At 69.7% G+C, this 17,998-nt stretch carries 14 protein-coding genes, 1 tRNA gene and 2 pseudogenes; 9 read left to right on the top strand and 8 right to left on the bottom strand.

The features are described from left to right. From ACI6QG_RS18805 to rimP, 4 genes are all read right to left on the bottom strand, one after another. Window positions 1–573 (bottom strand): translation initiation factor IF-2 associated domain-containing protein (locus ACI6QG_RS18805; protein ID WP_407026128.1); only part of this gene is annotated, 573 nt, incomplete at its 3' end. A 22-nt stretch (window positions 574–595) separates the two neighbouring features. Next, window positions 596–1,201: a DUF448 domain-containing protein gene (locus ACI6QG_RS18810; protein WP_407026129.1), complete on the bottom strand. Its 606-nt coding sequence runs from the start codon at window positions 1,199–1,201 to the stop codon at window positions 596–598. After that, entirely contained in the window at window positions 1,170–2,714 is a 1,545-nt protein-coding gene (gene nusA, locus ACI6QG_RS18815) for a transcription termination factor NusA (RefSeq protein WP_407026130.1), read from the bottom strand. The genes ACI6QG_RS18810 and nusA overlap by 32 nt, the downstream gene beginning before the upstream one ends. 1 nt (window position 2,715) lies before the next feature. Then, a complete protein-coding gene (rimP, locus tag ACI6QG_RS18820; protein ID WP_407026131.1) occupies window positions 2,716–3,276 on the bottom strand; it encodes a ribosome maturation factor RimP in 561 nt (186 codons plus the stop codon). A gap of 141 nt (window positions 3,277–3,417) precedes the next feature. Here rimP and ACI6QG_RS18825 point away from each other — a divergent pair. After that, window positions 3,418–4,206 (top strand): annotated as a pseudogene (locus ACI6QG_RS18825) (IS5 family transposase). A gap of 655 nt (window positions 4,207–4,861) precedes the next feature. Here the strand turns inward: ACI6QG_RS18825 and ACI6QG_RS18830 are convergent. Then, window positions 4,862–5,920 carry an AraC family transcriptional regulator gene (locus ACI6QG_RS18830; protein WP_407026132.1) on the bottom strand — a complete coding sequence of 353 codons (1,059 nt, stop codon included), beginning with the start codon at window positions 5,918–5,920 and terminating at the stop codon, window positions 4,862–4,864. 365 nt (window positions 5,921–6,285) lie between these two features. Between ACI6QG_RS18830 and ACI6QG_RS18835 the strand changes: the two genes are divergently transcribed. The 7 genes and pseudogenes from ACI6QG_RS18835 to ACI6QG_RS18865 all read left to right on the top strand — a co-directional run. Beyond that, complete coding sequence (locus ACI6QG_RS18835; RefSeq protein WP_407026133.1) at window positions 6,286–7,128, top strand: N-acetylmuramidase family protein; 843 nt, start codon at window positions 6,286–6,288, stop codon at window positions 7,126–7,128. After that, window positions 7,125–8,003 (top strand): hypothetical protein, encoded by an 879-nt coding sequence (locus tag ACI6QG_RS18840; protein WP_407026134.1) that lies wholly within the window; start codon window positions 7,125–7,127, stop codon window positions 8,001–8,003. The genes ACI6QG_RS18835 and ACI6QG_RS18840 overlap by 4 nt, the downstream gene beginning before the upstream one ends. Beyond that, complete coding sequence (locus ACI6QG_RS18845; RefSeq protein WP_407026135.1) at window positions 8,000–8,779, top strand: hypothetical protein; 780 nt, start codon at window positions 8,000–8,002, stop codon at window positions 8,777–8,779. The genes ACI6QG_RS18840 and ACI6QG_RS18845 overlap by 4 nt, the downstream gene beginning before the upstream one ends. Before the next feature lie 56 nt (window positions 8,780–8,835). Further along, window positions 8,836–10,008, top strand: a complete 1,173-nt coding sequence (locus tag ACI6QG_RS18850) for a hypothetical protein (protein WP_407026136.1) — start codon at window positions 8,836–8,838, stop codon at window positions 10,006–10,008. Further along, window positions 10,005–12,074, top strand: a complete 2,070-nt coding sequence (locus tag ACI6QG_RS18855) for a hypothetical protein (protein ID WP_407026137.1) — start codon at window positions 10,005–10,007, stop codon at window positions 12,072–12,074. Before ACI6QG_RS18850 ends, ACI6QG_RS18855 begins: the two co-directional genes overlap by 4 nt. A gap of 87 nt (window positions 12,075–12,161) precedes the next feature. Continuing rightward, window positions 12,162–13,607: a protein kinase family protein gene (locus tag ACI6QG_RS18860; protein WP_407026138.1), complete on the top strand. Its 1,446-nt coding sequence runs from the start codon at window positions 12,162–12,164 to the stop codon at window positions 13,605–13,607. A gap of 663 nt (window positions 13,608–14,270) precedes the next feature. Next, window positions 14,271–15,231: pseudogene (locus ACI6QG_RS18865) on the top strand (IS3 family transposase); the annotation flags it as partial. 251 nt (window positions 15,232–15,482) lie between these two features. On the opposite strand, the gene ACI6QG_RS18870 reads toward ACI6QG_RS18865, so the two are convergent. Together ACI6QG_RS18870 and ACI6QG_RS18875 are read right to left on the bottom strand one after the other, a co-directional pair. Then, window positions 15,483–16,097, bottom strand: a complete 615-nt coding sequence (locus ACI6QG_RS18870) for an ATP-binding protein (RefSeq protein ID WP_407026139.1) — start codon at window positions 16,095–16,097, stop codon at window positions 15,483–15,485. A 39-nt stretch (window positions 16,098–16,136) separates the two neighbouring features. Then, window positions 16,137–16,352, bottom strand: a complete 216-nt coding sequence (locus ACI6QG_RS18875; RefSeq protein ID WP_407026140.1) for a hypothetical protein — start codon at window positions 16,350–16,352, stop codon at window positions 16,137–16,139. Between the two features lie 162 nt (window positions 16,353–16,514). Between ACI6QG_RS18875 and ACI6QG_RS18880 the strand changes: the two genes are divergently transcribed. Further along, complete coding sequence (locus tag ACI6QG_RS18880; RefSeq protein WP_407026141.1) at window positions 16,515–17,723, top strand: IS256 family transposase; 1,209 nt, start codon at window positions 16,515–16,517, stop codon at window positions 17,721–17,723. A gap of 150 nt (window positions 17,724–17,873) precedes the next feature. On the opposite strand, the gene ACI6QG_RS18885 is transcribed toward ACI6QG_RS18880, so the two are convergent. After that, window positions 17,874–17,947 (bottom strand) — tRNA-Met (locus ACI6QG_RS18885). Between the last annotated feature and the right edge of the window lie 51 nt (window positions 17,948–17,998).

The following is a 17,998-nucleotide window of genomic DNA, read 5'->3' on the forward strand; positions in this document are numbered from 1 at the left end:
GGGGCGCGCGGGCGCCGGGGCGGGCGCGGGCTCCTCGGCCGGGCGGGCGGCCTGGGCGGCGCGGGCGGATTCGGCCTCGGCCTGGCGGCGGGCGCGCTCCTCCTCGCGGGCGCGGTCCTCCGCTTCCTCGCGCTCGCGCTGCTCCTCCTCGGCGCGGCGCGCGGCCTCCTCGGCGGCGGAGCGCACCATCAGCGCCTGCTGCTCGCGCGCCTCGCGCTCGCGCTGGGCTTCCAGGCGGCGCTGCTCCTCCAGCACGCGCTGGCGGGTGGCCAGCTCAGCCGCGGTCAGCGGGCGGCCGCCGGGGCCGGCCGGGCGCGGCGGCTGGGCCTTGCCGCCGGGCGGGGTGGCGCGCGGGGCGCCGGAAGGCGGGCGCGCCGCGCCGCCGGCCGGGGCCGCGGGGGCCGCACCCGGGGCGCGCTTCTTCACCACCTCCACCTGCACCACCTTGGAGCGGCCATGGCTGAAGGACTGGCGCACGCTGCCCGCGTCCACCGTCTTGTTCAGCTCCAGCCGGCCCGCCGGTCGGAGGCTCAGCCGGCTCTTGCCCGCATCCTGATCGTTCTGGTCGCTCATCCGCCGTTCCGAACCAAATCCTCTACGCCGGCAGGAAGCCGGCCAATCGCGCCGCTTCCGCCTGCAATGAACCCGCCAGCCGCCCGGGGAGCACCGCCACGTGCACCGCCCGTTCCCGGCCGAAAATCCCACCCAGTTCCGCGCCGGTGAGGGGCATATAGACCGGGACCTCCCGGTTTCCCAACAGGCGCTCGCGCTCCGCCGGGCTGCCATCCGATGCCTGCATGAGCAGCGCCACCGGCCGCGTCCGCAGCCAATCCAGCACCGCCTCCCGGCCCGCCACCGCCTCCCCGCCGCGACGGGCGAAGCCGAGGAACTCCCGGATGCGGGCGCGCAGCAGCCGGAGGATCATCTCGGGAAGATCGTCCGGAAGCTGGACCGCGCCCCGCGCCGCCTTGGCGAAGGCCCCGGTCTTCAGCGCCTTGCGCAATGCCTCGTCCTGCGCGGCCAACCATAGTCCCCGCCCCGGCAAACGTCCAGCCGGGTCGGGCACCACGACGCGGCCGGGGCCGAGGGCGAAGCGCAGCATCGCCTCCTTCGGCAGGGCCTCGCGGGTGGCGATGCAGCGGCGCAGCGGCCCCCGCTCGGCGTCCGGGTCATCCCTCCGCGGGTTGCTCACCCTCGGCATCCTCCTCGAACCAGCGGGCGCGGGCGGCCATGATGATGGCGTTGGCCGTCTCCTCGTCCATCGCCTCCTCGCCCAGGATCTCCACCAGCTCGTCGCTCGCCAGGTCGGCCAGGTCGTCCATGGACTTCACCCCGGCCTTGCCCAGCGTCACCAGCATGGCGGCCGAGAAGGAGCCCAGCTCCACCAGGTCGTCGGAGACGCCGATGGCGATGCGCTCCTCGTCGGCCTCCGCCTCCTTGCGCTCCAGGAAGGCCATGGCGCGGCGCTTCAGCTCGGCGGCGATGTTCTCGTCGAAGCCCTCGATGGAGGCCAGCTCGTCGTCCTCCACCTCCACGATGTCCTCGATGGAGCCGTAGCCCTCCGTCACCAGCAGGGAGGCGATCATGTCGTCCACGTCCAGCCCCTCGACGAACAGGGCGGAGCGCTTGCGGAAATCCTCCTGCCGGCGCTCGGACTCGCCGGCCTCGGTGAGGATGTCGATGTCGTAGCGCGTGAGCTGCGAGGCGAGGCGCACGTTCTGCCCGCGGCGGCCGATGGCGAGCGAGAGCTGCTCGTCCGGCACCACCACCTCGACGCGCTTGCCCTCGTCGTCCAGCACCACCTTGCTCACCTCGGCCGGCGCCATGGCGTTGACGATGAAGGTGGCGATGTCCTGGCTCCAGGGGATGATGTCGATCTTCTCACCCTGGAGCTCCGCCACCACCGCCTGCACGCGCGAGCCGCGCATGCCGACGCAGGCGCCGACGGGGTCGATGGAGCTGTCGCGCGAGATGACGGCCATCTTGGCGCGCGAGCCGGGGTCGCGCGCCACCGCCTTGATCTCGATGATGCCCTCGTAGATCTCCGGCACCTCCTGCGCGAACAGCTTGGCCAGGAAGCCGGGATGGGTGCGGGAGAGGAAGATCTGCGGGCCGCGCGGCTCCTCGCGCACGTCGTAGATGTAGGCGCGCACGCGGTCGCCGTTCTTGAAGGCCTCGCGCGGGATGGTCTCGTCGCGGCGCAGCAGCGCCTCGGCGCGCCCGCCCAGCTCCACCATCAGGTTGCCGTACTCGGTGCGCTTGACGGTGCCGTTGATGATCTCGCCGACGCGGTCCTTGAACTCGTCGAACTGCTTCTTGCGCTCCACCTCGCGCACGCGCTGCACGATCACCTGCTTGGCGGTCTGCGCGCCGATGCGGCCGAAGTCGATCGGCGGCAGCGGGTCCACGAAGTGCTCGCCCGCCTGCTTCGTCGGGTCGATCTTCCGCGCGATGCTGAGCGGGATCTGCGTCTCCTCGTCCTCCACGGCGTCGTCGGGCACCACCAGCGTCCAGCGCGAGAGGGCGACGGCGCCGGTGCGGCGATCGATGGTGGCGCGGATGTCCTTGTTGATGCCGTAGGTCTGGCGGCCGGCCTTGCCCATGGCCAGCTCCATCGCCTCCAGCACCTCCTCCTTCTCGATCATCTTCTCACGCGCCACGGCCTCCGCGACCTGGAGGAACTCGGGGCGGGGCGGCGAAATCTCGAGGGCCATGTCAGTTCTTCCCTTCGGAGGTCTGGGAGGTGAATGCGATGAGCGCGTCGGTCAGCACCAGCCGCGCGCGGCGGATGGAGTCGCGCGGCAGCGCCACCTCCCCGCCCTCGTCCAGGCGCAGCCGGGCGTGGGTGGCGTCCGCCCCCAGCACCGTGCCGCGGAAGCGCTTGCGCCCGTCGAGCGGCAGGACCAGCTCCACCGTCGCCAGGTGGCCGGCGAAGCGCTCGAAATCCTTGGTGCGGGTCAGCGGGCGGTCGATGCCGGGGCTGGACACCTCCAGCATCCATTCCGCCTTGATGGGGTCGGCCACGTCCAGCACGGCGCCGATGGCGTGGCTGATGGCCTCGCAATCCTCCACGGTGAAGGCGGCGCCGTCGGCGCGGTCGGCCATCACCTGCACGGTGGGGCGTTCCTTGCCGCTGACCTGCACGCGCACCAGCTCGTAGCCCAGGTGCTCGATGGTGGGCGCGACCAGGTCGGCGATGCGGGCGTCAAGGCCTTCGAGGCGCGGGCGTTCGGGGGACAATGCAAAAAAGGCGGCCCCGGAAGGCCACCCCCTCATGGATGCGGGTTGTGTGCGAGGCCTTGTTATGGCCCGTCGCGGCCCGGCGCGCAAGGGCGGCGCTCGGCGCGGCGGCAGCAGCCCGGGCAGGCAGATCAGCTTTGAGCGCCTAGTGAACCCATTCCGTGGCGTTGCGGCGGGATGGCGAAGCCCCTCGTCTCTGACGATCTCTGGGCTGCATTGGCGCCCCCTGCTTCCACCCGAGAAGCCCAAGCCGAAGGGTGGCCGCCCGCGCGTGCCGGATCGGGCGGCGCTGACGGGCGTGCTGTTCGTGCCGAGGACCGGGACGCCCTGGGAGCACCTGCCTTCCGAGATGGGGTGTGGGTCGGGCATGACCTGTTGGCGGCGGCTGCGGGACTGGCAGGCGGCGGGCCGCCTCCGCCAAGACCACGCCGTGCTGGACAGCACCGCTGTTCCGGCAAGAAGGGGGGCGCGGAGACCGGCCCGGACCCGACGGACCGCGGCAGGCCGGGCACCAAGCGCCACATGGCCACGGACGCCGAGGGCACACCGCTCGGCCTGACCATCAGCGGCGCCAACCGGCATGACAGGCACATGGTGGAGGCCACGTCGGATGCCGTACCGCCGGTCTGTGGGGGCAGGCGCGGCAGGCCTCGCCGGCGCCTGACGAAGCTGCACGCCGACAGGGGATATGCCAGGCGCCCCGTGCGGAAGGCCTTGCGCCAACGCGGCATCACCCCGCGCATCGCGCGCCCCGCCGTTGACGGCGGCAAGCGCCTTGCGCGCCATCGCTGGGTCGTCGAGCGAAGCTTCGCGTGGATGGCTCGCTTCCGCCGCCTCGTCCTTCGCTGCGACCCACGCGCAGACAGCCATCTGGCCTTCGCCACCCTCGCTGCAGCCCTCCTGTGCCTCGGTCAGATCAGCAGGCTCTGTCTGGCGCCCTTACCATCGGCGCCAACCGCAGCCTGACCATCACGCTGCACGAGGTCTATCTCGCGCTGGCCAAGACGCCGATCGAGGGACCGGCTGCCGCCCTGCTTGCTGATTGCCATCTGCGCGGTGGAAAGCGGGCGCTGGGGTCCGGCGCCGCAGCGCTTGGCGCCCTGGCCCTAGGCGCTCAGCGTCACCGGCCAGCGCGCCCTGGCGCCGACCCGCGCGGCGGCGGAGGCGATGCTGCGCGCCACCCTGGCCGCGGGCCAGCGCTCGGTGGATGTGGGGTGCATGCAGGTGAACCTGCGCCACCACCCCCACGCCTTCCCCACCCCGGAGGACGCCCTCGAGCCGCGCGCCAACGTCGCCTGCGCCGCGCGCTCCACTGCTTTCCCTGCGCGAGCGGCACGAGGACTGATGGTGGCCGCCGGCACTGCCACTCCGCCACGCCGGAGCGCGGCGCCGGCTATGCCCAGCGCGTGGCGCGGGCCTGGGGCGGCGAGGCCGTGGCCACAGTTTGGGCGCCGGTGCTGCGGGCGGCGGGGATCGCGGTGATCAACCCCGCGGCGCTGCCGGGCGGCGCGCCGCGGATGACCTTGTTGGCGAGGCGGCGAGTGGAAGTGGGCAGGGGGCGGGGCGCGCGGGGGCGGGCCTGGCGGAAGCCGGCGTCCGTCGGACCGGCGCCAGGGTGATGTCAGGAGGAGGCTTGCCGTCGGAGTTCGCGCCGCACGACGTCGCGGGGCGCTTCTCCGAACCGCCGCCGGAATGCGGCGTTAAAGCGGCTCGCGTTGGTGAAGCCGTAGCGCCGCGCGATGGCCGCGATGGTCGTACCCTCCCGTGCGCTGCCGAGTTCGGCGTGCACCTGTTTCAGCCGGATGGCGCACAACGCCGCCAATGGCACCTGCCCGCGGAATCGCAGGAAGGTTGCGTTGAGCGTGCGGACGCTGCAGCCCGCGGCGCCGGCGATATCCGACACGCGGATCGGCGCGGCGCAGTTCGCCCGCATGTACTCTTCCGCGCGGAACACGTAGGCCGGAACCGCGGCGCCCGACCCGGCCGACAGAATGCCGGAGTAATTGTTCGGCGCCCCCCGCAGCATGAGCGTGACGAGCAGATCGGTCATGGAGGCCAAGGCCACCGGGTTGGATGCCAGGCCGTCCGCCCGCTTCGCCTCCCGGAACAGGAGGTCGAGCTGCGAGGTCAGGCTGGCGGCAAGGCCCGAGTTCGTGTCGTACACCGGATCGAAGCTCAGCGGCGTGCGGAGCCGATGGTCCAGCGCTTCCTCCAGCGCCCGCTCGACCTCCGCGGCCTTGATGAAGACGTTGGTGCGCGCGCTGTCGTCGCCCGTGACGAGGTATCGTGCGGCCCCGAGGCGATAGACCAGCCCCTTGCCCGCATCTGCCGTCTGCGGCTCGCCCTGCCTCACCAGGGTCATCACGCCGCGGGACGGGAAACTGAAGCCGAAGACATCGCTCTCCTCCCCGACGAAGCCGACCTCGGTCGCGAAACGGCTCTCGCCATAGCTGATCACGAACGCCCCCGCGGTGCGTATCGCGACGCTGACGATGGGGCTGGCGAAGCGCGCGCCGAGGATGGAGCGGTCCTGCAAAGTGTAGCGGTACTCACGGCTCTGGCCGGGAAGACGGTCGCTCATCCGCGATCGGCAATCGAGTTCGGCGGGGTCGCTGCAGCGGGTGATGGTGAACAGGCCGAGGGAACCGCCGGGATCCGTCGGCGCGGGAACTGGGATCAAGGCATCCTCCAAAGTCGCGGCGGATTGGCGGGGTCCGACCAGGGTATGTTGCCCATCGGTGAAGGTACAAGGTCGGCGCTGCCAAGCCGGCGGGGGCGGAAAGCCGCCACCACCGGCCCCGCCATGGACGGATCCGGCAGCCCATGGACAAATCCGGCAGAACTCTGCCCCACCCCAGATCATTCGTCTTCAATTTCCCTCGAGAGGTGCCGTACCAAATATGGCCAGGAAGAGTGCAGCGGTTGCTCTTCTCAAATACTTGGCATTCTTCTGCATCGGGGGTGGCGCATGGAACACGCCTTCAGGCACGGACCACGCGTGCGGCCGGTCGCCGGCAGGCACGGCGCGGTGGATCGGAGGCGGGCTTGACGCGCTTCCCCAGCCACGGGCAGCCCCTGGACTCCCGGGGCGTCGCCGAGGCCGCCGACCTCCTGGGCGTGCGCGCCGCGGTCCTCTGGGCGATCGTGACGGTCGAGACCGCGGGATGCGGATTCCTGCCCGATCGCCGGCCCGTCATCCTGTTCGAGCGGCATGAGTTCCGCCGCCGCACCGCGGGGCGCTTCGATGCCTCGCACCCGGAGCTGAGCGGGCCGCCGGGTGGCTACGGGGTTCCCGGCGTCCATCAGCACGGGCGCCTGGCAGCGGCCATGCGCCTGGACATCAGGGCCGCGATCGAGAGCGCGTCCTGGGGACTGGGGCAGCTCATGGGCTGCAATGCCGCGCTGGCAGGCCATGCCGATGCGCAAGCCATGGCCGAGCAGTTCCGCCGGAGCGAGAACGCGCAACTCGTCGGCATGGCTCGCTTCATCCGCTCCAGGGGCCTCGACAAGCACCTGCGGCAGGGGTCCTGGGCCGCTTTCGCGCGCGGGTACAACGGCCCGAACTTCGGGATCAACCGCTACGACGCGAAGCTCGGGCAGCAGGCGGCCCATTTCGCGGCGAACCCGCCGCCCGACCTGACGGTCCGGGCGATCCAGCTGCTGCTGTCCTACCAGGGCTTCGCGCCCGGCCGGGTGGACGGGCGGGTGGGCGAGCAGACGAGGCGCGCCATCGCCGCCTTCCGTTCGGCCAACTTGCTCGGAGAGGGCGGCGGCCACGACGGGCTGCTGGTCGAGCTGCTGCGGCGACTCCCCGCCGACGCCGACGCGCCCGATCGGTCCCCGGTCCGGAGTCCCACATTGTCCTCCGCGGCGACCGGCGGCGGATGAGCGCGGAACTCGCCGCCGCCCAGGCTTTCGCCAGCCCCCCTCAGGCGGCGCCGGTCCTGCGCGAGGCGAACCACCCTGCCCCCGTGAGCCTGTCGAGGCTGAGGCTGCAGGCGCAGCTCCTGCAGCACTGCGAGGCGATGCTGCAGCACGCCATGGCCATGGGCCTGCCGGTCCCGGCGGCCATTTTCAGCCGGCTCGACACCTGCCTCGCGGTGGCGGAGCACGGTCCCGGCCTTCCCGGCCTGGAAGCGGCAGGCGCTCAGGTCGAGGAGCTGGCGGAGATCAGCCAGATCCTCGCTGCCATCGTCGCGCCGGCGACGCCCGCCGCCATCCTGCTGTTCGCGCATGAGAGGCGGCGCCACCCGCGGCTCAGCGCGATCGGGGCGGTGCCGCTGGCGCGTCAGTTCCTCGTCCTGAGCGCGGTCTCGCTCGTGGTCACGCTCCTCGTCAGCCTGGCGTCCGACGTGAACGCGGAGAACATGGCCAAGTCCTTCCTGCATTCCGAAGGTCTCGCGCTGCTGAAGGTCGAGCTGTTCCTGCTGTCCTCCGCCTCGCTCGGCAGCTGCTTCTCGATCCTGCAGAAGCTGAACGGCTACATCGCGGCCGGGAACTACGACCCGAAGTACCAGGCCACCTACTGGACCCGCTGGGTGATGGGGGTGATCTCGGGCGTGCTGCTTTCCCAGCTGCTCTACTCCTGGCTCGACGCCACGTCCTCGGCTGGAGGCGGCGGGGGCGCCGGCTCCATCACGTCGCTCGACCTTGGGCAGCCGGCGCTGGCCCTGCTGGGCGGCTACTCGGCCGGGTTGATGCACCGGCTGCTCAACCGGGCGATGTCGGCCATCGAGACCTTGTTCGGGGGCACCAGGCCATGAACGCCGCCGAGCTCCGGGCTGCGATGGACGCGTTCAGGGGGCGAGCGCTCCCGGCGATCCAGGCGCTGCAGGACGAGCAGGGACGGGCCGCGATCCTCCTCCTGCACGCGAAGGATCTCGTGCCCCTCCTCGAGACCGCGATCGCCCGCACGGAGGAGCCGGGGTTCGATGCCGATCCCCCGACGCTGGCGCATCTTTCCGACCTGTTCGCCCAGGCCCGTGGGATCGTCCAGCTGATGCTGCGCCACGAGCGGCTGTACCTCGACGCCGCGCGCGACCACGCGCACGCCATGGCGCAGCTGGAGGGCGAGGCGGCGGCGCTGGTGCAGCGCGCAAGAGCCGTCGTGCCCGATCCGCGGGCGCTGGCGGCGGAGCGGCGGGAGGTGTTCTCGACCCTGCGTGAAATCGAGATGCTCGCGCGGCTCAACCCCGGCGACCCGAACATGCGCCGGGCGAGGGAGCACTGGGAGGGCAAGGACGCGGCGCTGCGCCCGAGGGAGGCCGTGCAGGAACTGGCCGCGGCCTTCGAGCCGCTGGCGGCGGACATCGCCGCGCTCACGCGCCTCGCGCAGCTCCAGCGCGGGACTTGGCTGAACATCGGCCAGGACCTCGCCATCGCGGCGGCGCCGATGGGCGATGGCGGGGCGCAGGCCCGGCACAAGTGGACGCATTCGCGCGTGGACGCGCGCATCCAGCTTGCCAGCATCCGCCGCATGGCGGAACGGGCCGCCGCCTACATCGCCGCCGCGGAGCCGCACGGTTTCACGACGGCCTGACGCCGAAGGGGCCGGCATCCGCCGCCGGCCCCGGTCACCAAGGGAGGACGAGCACGATGGACATGCCAACCGACACCGGGACGACATCCGCCGAAGCGATCAGGGAAGGGACGAAGAACTTCGTCAACCTTGGCTGGGTGGGCGCCATGCACTCCTACGCCTACACCGTCAGCGGGATCAACGCGCCGGCCGCGCCACCCGACCAGGAGAAGATGGTGACGGTGAACCGGCATGGCGTGCCGATCCTGTCCGTGGCGCAGCTGATGGAGCGCACCAAGACGAACGCCTTCCGCTGGAAGCCCCTGCTGGACGACATGCTCGACGTGGCGCGCCCGATCAAGGAATACGCGTCATTGGCGATGATAACGATCGAGCAGATCGCGGAGCAGAGCAAAGAGAAGCTCGCGCCGGCCGCCTGGGCGAAGCTGACCCCCGCGGAACGTGCGGAGGTCAGGGCCGTCTTCGAGGAAATGATCGGCGACTTGAAGGAGGCGGCGGAGCGCAACCACGAGCACGCGAACGCCAAGCGCGCGCAGATCCTGGCCTACCAGGCGGACATCGTCGCCGACCGGGAGGAAACGGTGGACATTCAGGCCAAGTACAAGGACTGGCTGGCCGCCGAGGACGCAACGATGCAGGTGTGGGAAAAGGAGCACGGCCTGCAGCCGGGCGAGGTGGATGGGCTCATCAAGGGGCTGCAGAAGGAGGTCGAGGAATTCAACGCCAAGTGGGCGGGGCTGACGTCGGGCGCCGTCGTCTCGGCCGGGACCTCGCCGCTCGGCATGATGGTCTTCCCGCCGCTGGGCGCCATCGCGTGCCTGATCGCGATGAGCGTGATGGCGTCGCAGGCGGCGGCGTTCAAGCAGCAGGTGGATGAGTTCCAGGGGCGGCTGGCGCGCGTGCAGCGGTTCAACGCGGTGCGGATCTTCTTCTCGACGATGGACACGATGTTCGGGCGGATGATCGAGACGATGGGGGGCGCGGCCAAGGCCCTGGAGGAGATCGCCGGGCTCTGGGCGATGATCGCCACCGACCTGAAGTCCATCCTGGGCGCGACCATCGGGCTGGACGGCCTGGCCGGCGCGCACCCCTGGGAGGCACCGGTCAAGATCACCAAGAAGCTCGGCGTGCTGCGCGCCTACAAGGCCCTGATCCACGATTGCGACGTCTTCATCAGCGGGGCCTACGTCACCGGAACCACCATCATCCACGCAGGCAAGCAGCCATGAGCGGCGCAGCCAACCCGCTGCAGCCGGGCATGCCGCACGGCAACACCCCCCTGCGGGCGCGCGGACAGGGCGGGATGCTGCTGATCCCCTGGCAGTCGGGCATGGATTCCGGCAGCGGCTACGACACGGTGACGCGCACGGTGCTCCCCTCTGCCGCGGCTGATCGCCGCTCCCTGCGCGGCTTTGTGGTGCGCGACGAGGCGAAGGGCATGTACGTGCAGAAGCGCGTCCAGCAGGTGGAGACCATCCAGAAGCTGCGCGAGGTGCTGCAATTCGGGACGGAACTCGACGTCGGCTACGACGCCTTCTCCGCCAACAGCATCGGCAAGTTCATGAAGGAGACGCGGGTCGACTCCTACAACCTGTACTTCCTGGTGACGTGCTTCGTGCAGAGCACGGAGGTCCGCATCGACGGCTTCAAGCTCCATCCGGACTTCCAGGCGACCCGGTACGACGACGACAGGTTCCGCACGGGCTTCGGGGATTACTTCGTCAGCGGCTGGGTCACCGGCGGCTACCTCATCGGCCTCGCCGAGGTGAGGGCGAGGTCCGAGCAGGCCTTCGCCGACATCAGGGCCGAGATCGGCGGCAAGTACAGCGACGGCATCCTGTCAGCCAAGGGGCGCTTCTCCTCCAACTGGGAGAAATGGGAGGCGCGCAGCGACGTCCATTGCGAGATCAACGTGATCTACGCGGGGATGGGCGGCACGCCGGCGACGGTGGTGCCGATCCCGGCCGGCGTCCCCTCGGCGCCGGAGCCCAGGCCCTCGGGCAGCACGCCGGGCGGGACGTCGTCGGCGCCGCGCAACCCGATCCTCGCCGCGAACCGCATCCCCATCCGCTACGAGGATGACGACGACGGCGAGGATGAGGATGAATTCGTCGTCGCGGCCGAGGACGCCGAACCGCGGCGGCCAGCGGGCGGCGGGCCGCCAGCGCCGCGAGGCGGCGGGACGGCGCCCATCTATGACCAGCCCTTTGATCACATCCCCTCTGGCCTGCAACCGGTGGAGCCGGTGAGCCAGGAGGCGGTGAAGCTGACCATGCAGGGATTGCTGGACGCGGCCGACAACCTGGTGAGGCAGGCGCCGCAGCAGGGCGTGCCGCTTTACGCGATCCTCGAACCCTACTCGCCCAGGTACCGGCAATCCGGCGAGCTGGACATCGAGCGGGAGGAGTACACGCGCAAGCGGGACCTCCTGAACCAAGTGTACCTGAAAGCGCGGATGATCTCCAACGCGGTCGGCTACGCGCAGGGACAGGCCACCATCTTCCCGATCCCGCCCAGCCAGCTCAAGGCGTTGCAGGCGCGCATGACCGCCCTGATGGAAGCCTGCGAGACGAGCTGGCACAGCCTGAAGCTGGACCCCAACTTCACGCTTCCCCCCGGCATCCAGATCCCGGCCGACGACGAGATCCCGGCATGGGCGGTGGAGAAGGCGGCGTTCAGCCCCTTCCCGAAGCCGCTCAACCCTGTCCTGTTCACCCGGCTGTTCGAGGAGGCGATCGAGGCGGCGAAGGCGCAGCCCGACAAGGCGGCCCGCAAGGCGCTTCGCGGCTACCTCGAACTCGTCATGGAGACGTGCGAGGGAAACTACGTCCGCGCCAAGGACGCGATGACGGCCATCGCGTTGACCTTCGGCGCCCTGGACGAGGAGGTGTCGGAGCGCACCGGGGCGTTGGAGGAACTGGCGGGGGAGATCGGCGGTTCGCGCGAACGCTGGACGATGGACAGCGCGGAGCTTGAGGCGGCCTTCCAGGCCCTCGACGGGGTCGGCGGGCTGGATGACGACAAGCTGGACTTCCTGTCGCGGCTCAACCCCATCCTCTTCAAGGCGGACAAGGACGTTGAGAAGCAGCCGCTGGGCTTCGCCGCCTTCTGGGCGGCGCTGCATCCGGCGCTGACTGAACTGGCCGCGCGGTCGCGCCAATGGGAGGCGGCGACGGCGTTCCGTTCGGTGGTCAACGCCGGCACGGAACGGTCGTGGACCGAAAGGGCCGCGCTCTTCCAGGCGCAGATCGTGACCATGGGCACCCGCGTGCGGGCCAAGCTGGACGCCGTCTAGCGCGTCTCTCGGCAGGCCAGGGCCGCGCCCTGGCCGCAACGGCATCAGGGCTATCGGCCACCAGGGAACGACAGGGAAGAACAGAGCATGGAATGGAACGTGGAGAGCGCACGCGAGGCTGGCGTCAGCAGCTGCGGCTGGCGCCGAAAGGCGAAGAACAAGGAGGCCGCGATCACCCGTTGGGAGGGGGAAAAGTTCCAGGAGTTCAGCGACCTGTGTCACCTCGCGCGGCAATGGGACTTCCAGTGGGGGGATGACGGGACGGTCGCGCCGGCCGGCCTCGGCGCGGCGAGCCGGCTCGCGGCCTGCGCCGAGGGACGCAACTTCGCCCCCCTCCTGCACGAGGTCCTGGCCGACATCGCCCGAGTGGCGGTGCGAAAAGGGTGCAGGATGCCCCGCGACCCGGGAGACCCCCATGCCACTTGGCCGCTGAAGGGGGGCGTGCTGCGCGTGTACTGCCTGCGCCCGGCGGCGCTGGACATCCTGGGCGGGCCTTCGTCCTTCATGCGGCTGTGCTTCCTGCTTGTGGATGCGGGCCAGCGCCAGGGCGAGGGCAAGCATTTCTACCAATGGGGCTTGTGGAACAAGGACAAGACTCTGCTGCCGGTGGACAAGCCCATCGCGAGCTGGCGCATCACGGACATGAAGCAGGTTGACCACAAGGTGTTCATCGTGAAGGACCGGGACGGACGCCAGGCCGTCCTGAAATTCGAGGTGACGCCCAAGCCGGAGCGCTACGAATGCACCAACTTCCTGGCGGAGAACCTGTTCGAGGATGGCATGATGTCGGTCGTGGCGACGGCGGAGGACGTGGCGGCGCTGTGCAGCGCCCAGGTCAAGAGCCCGCCGGAGGTGTACACGCCGGCCGACCCAACCGAGCCGAAGGCGTTGAACCCGGCTTATCCCGAATTCATCCGGCTGCTGGATCCGAACACGACGCCACGAAGCGCCATCCTGTGCAAGAATGAGTTCAAGGCCGTTCGGAAGAACCTTCGGGACCAGCTTCGGGACGCGAACCAGGGAACGGATGCCGAGAAACGGCAAAACAAGACCGAGATTTTTCGGCGGCTCTACACGGACTCCAATTTCATCTTCCTGGGCAAGATCGCCGTCTTCGACATCCTGGTGAACAACAACGACCGCATCTTCCTGGGCGCCAACTACGCCCCCGACGCCAACCTGAAGAATTGGGACTTCAGCATGGGCTATCAGCCCATCACCATCGACAATTTCGACCCCAACGGGCATGCCACCCCCAACAACTGGCGGAACCACGGCGCCATCCGGACGGCGGCGCGGACGAAGGCCTTCGCCAAGGCGCTTCTCGCCGACTTGGTCACCAAGACCGGCGCCGAGGATTATCTCGACGCGAGGACCACGGCGATGCTGGAGGGGGCATTCATCAGGGGCATCGCCGTCGGCAAGCGGAACATCGTGGAGCTCCTCAACCCCCACGGCCGCACGCTGCGGGAGAACTGGGGGGCAACCGGCGCCGAGTACTTCCGGCGGGCGGAGATGCTGCGCGAGGGGTGACCTGCCGTATGAAGCGAGGCGGGGCATCCGGAGCGGACATTGTTGGCCCTCCGAGGCGGGTGGAGCGTTTTCAGCAACGTGGCATGACCTGGGCGAGGTCGAGCCGTTGCAGGTGGAACGCCCCCCAAATTCGACCGGACAGGCGGCGCTGCTGTCAGGGCCTGGGCGTAAGCCCAGGCGTGCGCCTATGTCGAAGCCCGTTGAGCGCGTCGAAATCATCACCGGCCGGGAGCGCCGGAAGCGATACAGTGCCGGGGAGAAGGTCCGGCTGTTCGAGGAGACGGTGCAGCCTAGCATGACGGTCTCCGTCGTCGCCGGCTCCACGGCGTCTCACCCAGCCTGCTGTTCCAATGGAGGTGGCGCATGGCCGAGGCGGGCAGGAGGCAGTCAGGGCCGACGAGGAGGTCGTGCCGATCAGTCGCGTGTGGGAACTTGAGAACCGCGTCTGTGAGCTTGAACGCCTCCTCGGCCGCAAGACCATGGGAACCGAGATCCTGCGCGAGGCACTTGGACAGGCCCGCCCAAAAAACTCGCGTTGCGCTTGCTGTTGCCGCCACCGGCAGGTTCCCGGTGAAGGCCGTGGCCAACACGATCGGCGTCGCCAGGTCCAACCTAGTCGATCATCTCCGACGGCCCGAGCGACCGCCGTATGGCCCCTACCGACGCGCCGAAGACGAGGCCGTCCTGGCCGAGATCCGAGTCATCACCGACGCGCGCCCGACCTGCGGCCTGGTTCGCGAGGGAGAGGATCCCCAGCGGGTCTTCGAATTCATGAGCGCGCACCAGGCCGAATGCCCGATCGCCACCATGGCCCGCGTGCTGGGCGTCTCGCCCTCCGGCTACCACGCATGGCGCAGCCGCCCGGCCTCGGCCCATGCCGCTACTGACGCGGCGCTGCTGCGCCGGATCCGCACGATCCACGCCGTGTCGCACGGCACCTACGGCGCGCCGCGGGTGCACGCCGAACCGCAGGCTGAGGGCACGGACGTGGCTTGCAAGCGGGTGGCGCGGCTGATGCGCGGGGCCGGGCTGCGCGGCGTTTCCCGGCGCCGCTTCCCGACAACGACGCAGCGGGAGCCGAGCCACAGGCCCGCCAACGATCTGGTCGGCCGCAACGTCCGAGCTGCTGGCCCGAACCGGCTCTGGGTGGCCGACATCACCTACGTGCCGACCGCGGCGGGCTTCCTGTTCCTCGCCGTCGTCCTCGATGTCTGGTCGCGCCGGATCGTCGGCTGGGCCATGGCGACGGATCTGCGCACGCGCCTCGTGCTGGACGCGCTCGTGTATGGCGGTGACAACGAGGAAGCCTGCCAGCGTGGTGCACCACTTGGATCAGGGCAGCCAGTACACGTCGGTGGCCTTCGGCTTGAGATGCAAGGAGGCGGGCGTCCGCCCCTCCACCGGCTCGGTCGGCGATGGGTATGACAACGCCATGGCGGAAGCCTTCTTCGCCACCCTCGAGTGCGAACTGTTGAACCGCCGCAGCTTCCGCTCCCAGGCCGAGGCGCGGCTGGCGGTGTTCGCCGTCATCGAGGGCTTCCACAATCCGAACAGGCGCCACTCGGCCCTGGGCTATCTCTCACCCATCGAATACGAAGCCAGAGCCATGGCCGAGAACAGCTGATCCCTTCCCGCAAACCGCCCACGAAAGTGGGCAACTTCACAGGTGCGCAGCGCACCACCCCGCTACGCGGGTGCGAAGGAACTTTGTCGGCACCGAGGTCATCTATGTCGACCAAGCCTGTACGCGGCGAGTCTTCGCCTCCAACCGCACGCGGCAGAGCGCCTCTCCGGGCGCGAGCGACCAGAGCGGCTGGGCCTGGCCGAAGATGCGCTTCGTCGGTCCCGCCTGCGCCTGAGTGTTGAAGGCGACTGTCAGACCGACGTTGTCGAGGAAGTCGTCGTCCTCACCCGCAAAGTCTTTGGGCGACTGCGATACAAGCATGACGACGCCCCCTTCGATCGACTCATCCGCACCAGGTTGCCGAGGGCAGGTAGCTTCGTCTCCAGGATCTGGTGGGCCTCGTCGATCATGCAAAGGTGTCGCAGGGAGCGGTGGCCGGCGGCTATCGGCGCCTCAGGCAGCGAGTTGAGCCGGCGGTCGAGCGCGTCCAGCGTCAGATTGACCACTAAGCGCCGCACCGTCTCGGGAGTCGCGGGGGGCAGGCTGATAATCCAGCTCGACCCGAAGAACTCGGCAGGCGACATGCGCGGCTCGAACAGCGTGAAGGAGGTTAGCTCGTTCAAGGTCGCGAGCATCTCGTCGGGCTTCCGCCTCAGCCGGTCGTACTCGCGCTTCACGGCGTCCCGCACGTCTTGGATCGTGGTGGATTGCTTGGCCTTCAGCACCGCGAGCGCAGCTTCGCGCAGTAAATCCGCCTGCTGACCGCCGAGGCCGCTGCGCTTGATGCGTGCGAAGGAGTCACGGAAGCGGGCTGCCGCCTCCTTCAACGTCACGTCGTCGCGTTCGGCAACCGCGAGAACATCCACCTGATCGACGCCATCGCCGACGGGCTGCGGGCGCCGGGTCTACAGGGCAAGCTGGATGACCTTGTCGCCCGCAAGGCCGCGCTGGAGGCCGAGCTTCAGGGTGTTGGCCAAGTGGCCCAGGCCGCTGCCCTGCATCCGCGGCTGCCGGATCTTTACCGTCAGCGCGTGGCGCGGCTTCGCGAGGCCATGGCTCGCGAGGGCGGCACAGAGGTCCGGGAGGCGCTGCGCGCCTTGGTCAAGCGCGTGGAGGTGCATGCCGACCGCATTGAGCTTCAGGGCGCCTTGGCGGCGATGGGTAGCGTCCGCGGAGGTGGTGGACTTTCCGGCGGATGCTGGGGTGTAGGTTCTGAGTGGCCATCGGCCCGGGCGGTTTAGGGTGGAGTTGCGACGCTCCCACCCCTGACCTGCGAGGAACCGATGACCGAGGACAGACTGCCACTGGCCGACCTGCTGGCGAAAGCAGGCGACGGCGATTTCCTGCGCTCCGTGGCGGAGGCCGTGTTGCAGATGCTGATGGAGGCCGACGTGGAGGGGCTGATCGGCGCCGGGCGATACGAACGCTCCGGCGAGCGGCTGAACTACCGCAACGGGTTCCGGGACCGCACGCTCGACACCCGACTGGGTCCGATGCAGCTGCGCATCCCTAAGCTGCGGCAGGGCTCCTACTTCCCGCCGTTCCTGGAGCCGCGCAAGACCTCCGAGAAGGCGCTTGTCGCGGTGATCCAGGAGGCGTGGATCGGTGGTGTCTCCACCCGGCGCGTGGACGACCTGGTCCAGGCCATGGGGCTGTCGGGGATCTCGAAGTCTACCGTCTCGAAGCTGTGCAAGGACATCGATGAGCGCGTCGGGGCCTTCCTGGACCGGCCGCTGTCGGGCGACTGGCCGTATCTCTGGCTGGACGCCACCTACCTGCGCCAGCGCGAAGGCGGGCGGGTCGTCTCGGTGGCGGCCATAGTTGCGGTCGCCTGCGATGCCGAGGGGCGGCGGCAGATCGTGGGCCTGCACATCGGCCCGTCGGAGGCCGAGACCTTCTGGGCCGCGTTCCTCAAAAGCCTGGTGAAGCGGGGCCTGCGGGGCGTGAAGGTCGTTGTCTCCGATGCGCACGAGGGGTTGAAGGGCGCCATCGCGCGCGTGCTGGGCGCCACTTGGCAGCGCTGCCGGGTGCATTGGATGCGCAACGCCCTGGCCCATGTGCCCAAGGCCCAGGGCTCCATGGCGGCCGCGGCGCTGCGCCAGGCCTTCCTGCAGCCCGACCATGCCTCGGCCCCGGCCACGTGGCGGCATGTCGCCGATCAGCTGCGCCCGCGTTGGCCGAAGCTGGGCAAGCTGTTGGATGACAGCGAGGCCGACGTGCTGGCCTACATGCAGTTCCCCGCAGCGCACCGCACGAAGCTGCACTCGACGAACACGCTGGAGCGGCTGAACAAGGAGGTGAAGCGCCGTGCCGACGTGGTGGGCATATTCCCCTCCGAAGCCTCCATCGTGCGGCTGATCGGCGCAGTGCTGCTGGAGGCCAACGACGAGTGGCAGCTCCAGCACCGCTACATAGGCACCGAGGCGCTGGCCGATCTGCTGAACCCCGCCCCCATCAACGAGACCCTGCAACTTCCACCCAAGGTCGCCTGAGCCGTGGCCATCCAGATCTACACCTCAGTTTCCACCACATTGACGGACGTGACCCGGCGAAGCTGGCGCTGAGCGAGGGGCTTGGAAACGCCGAAAGCCCGCCTGCGGGTGCGGACGGGCTTTGTGTGTTCACCGGTTCGGCGAAATGGGATGCGGGGACAGGATTTGAACCTGTGACCTTCAGGTTATGAGCCTGACGAGCTACCGGGCTGCTCCACCCCGCGGGGGTGTGGGTGTTGGGGGTGGTGGGGTGGCCTGGCGCTGACCGACTCTCC

The sequence above is a fragment of the Sabulicella flocculans genome (assembly GCF_045449635.1).
Classification (GTDB): Bacteria; Pseudomonadota; Alphaproteobacteria; order Acetobacterales; family Acetobacteraceae; genus Roseococcus.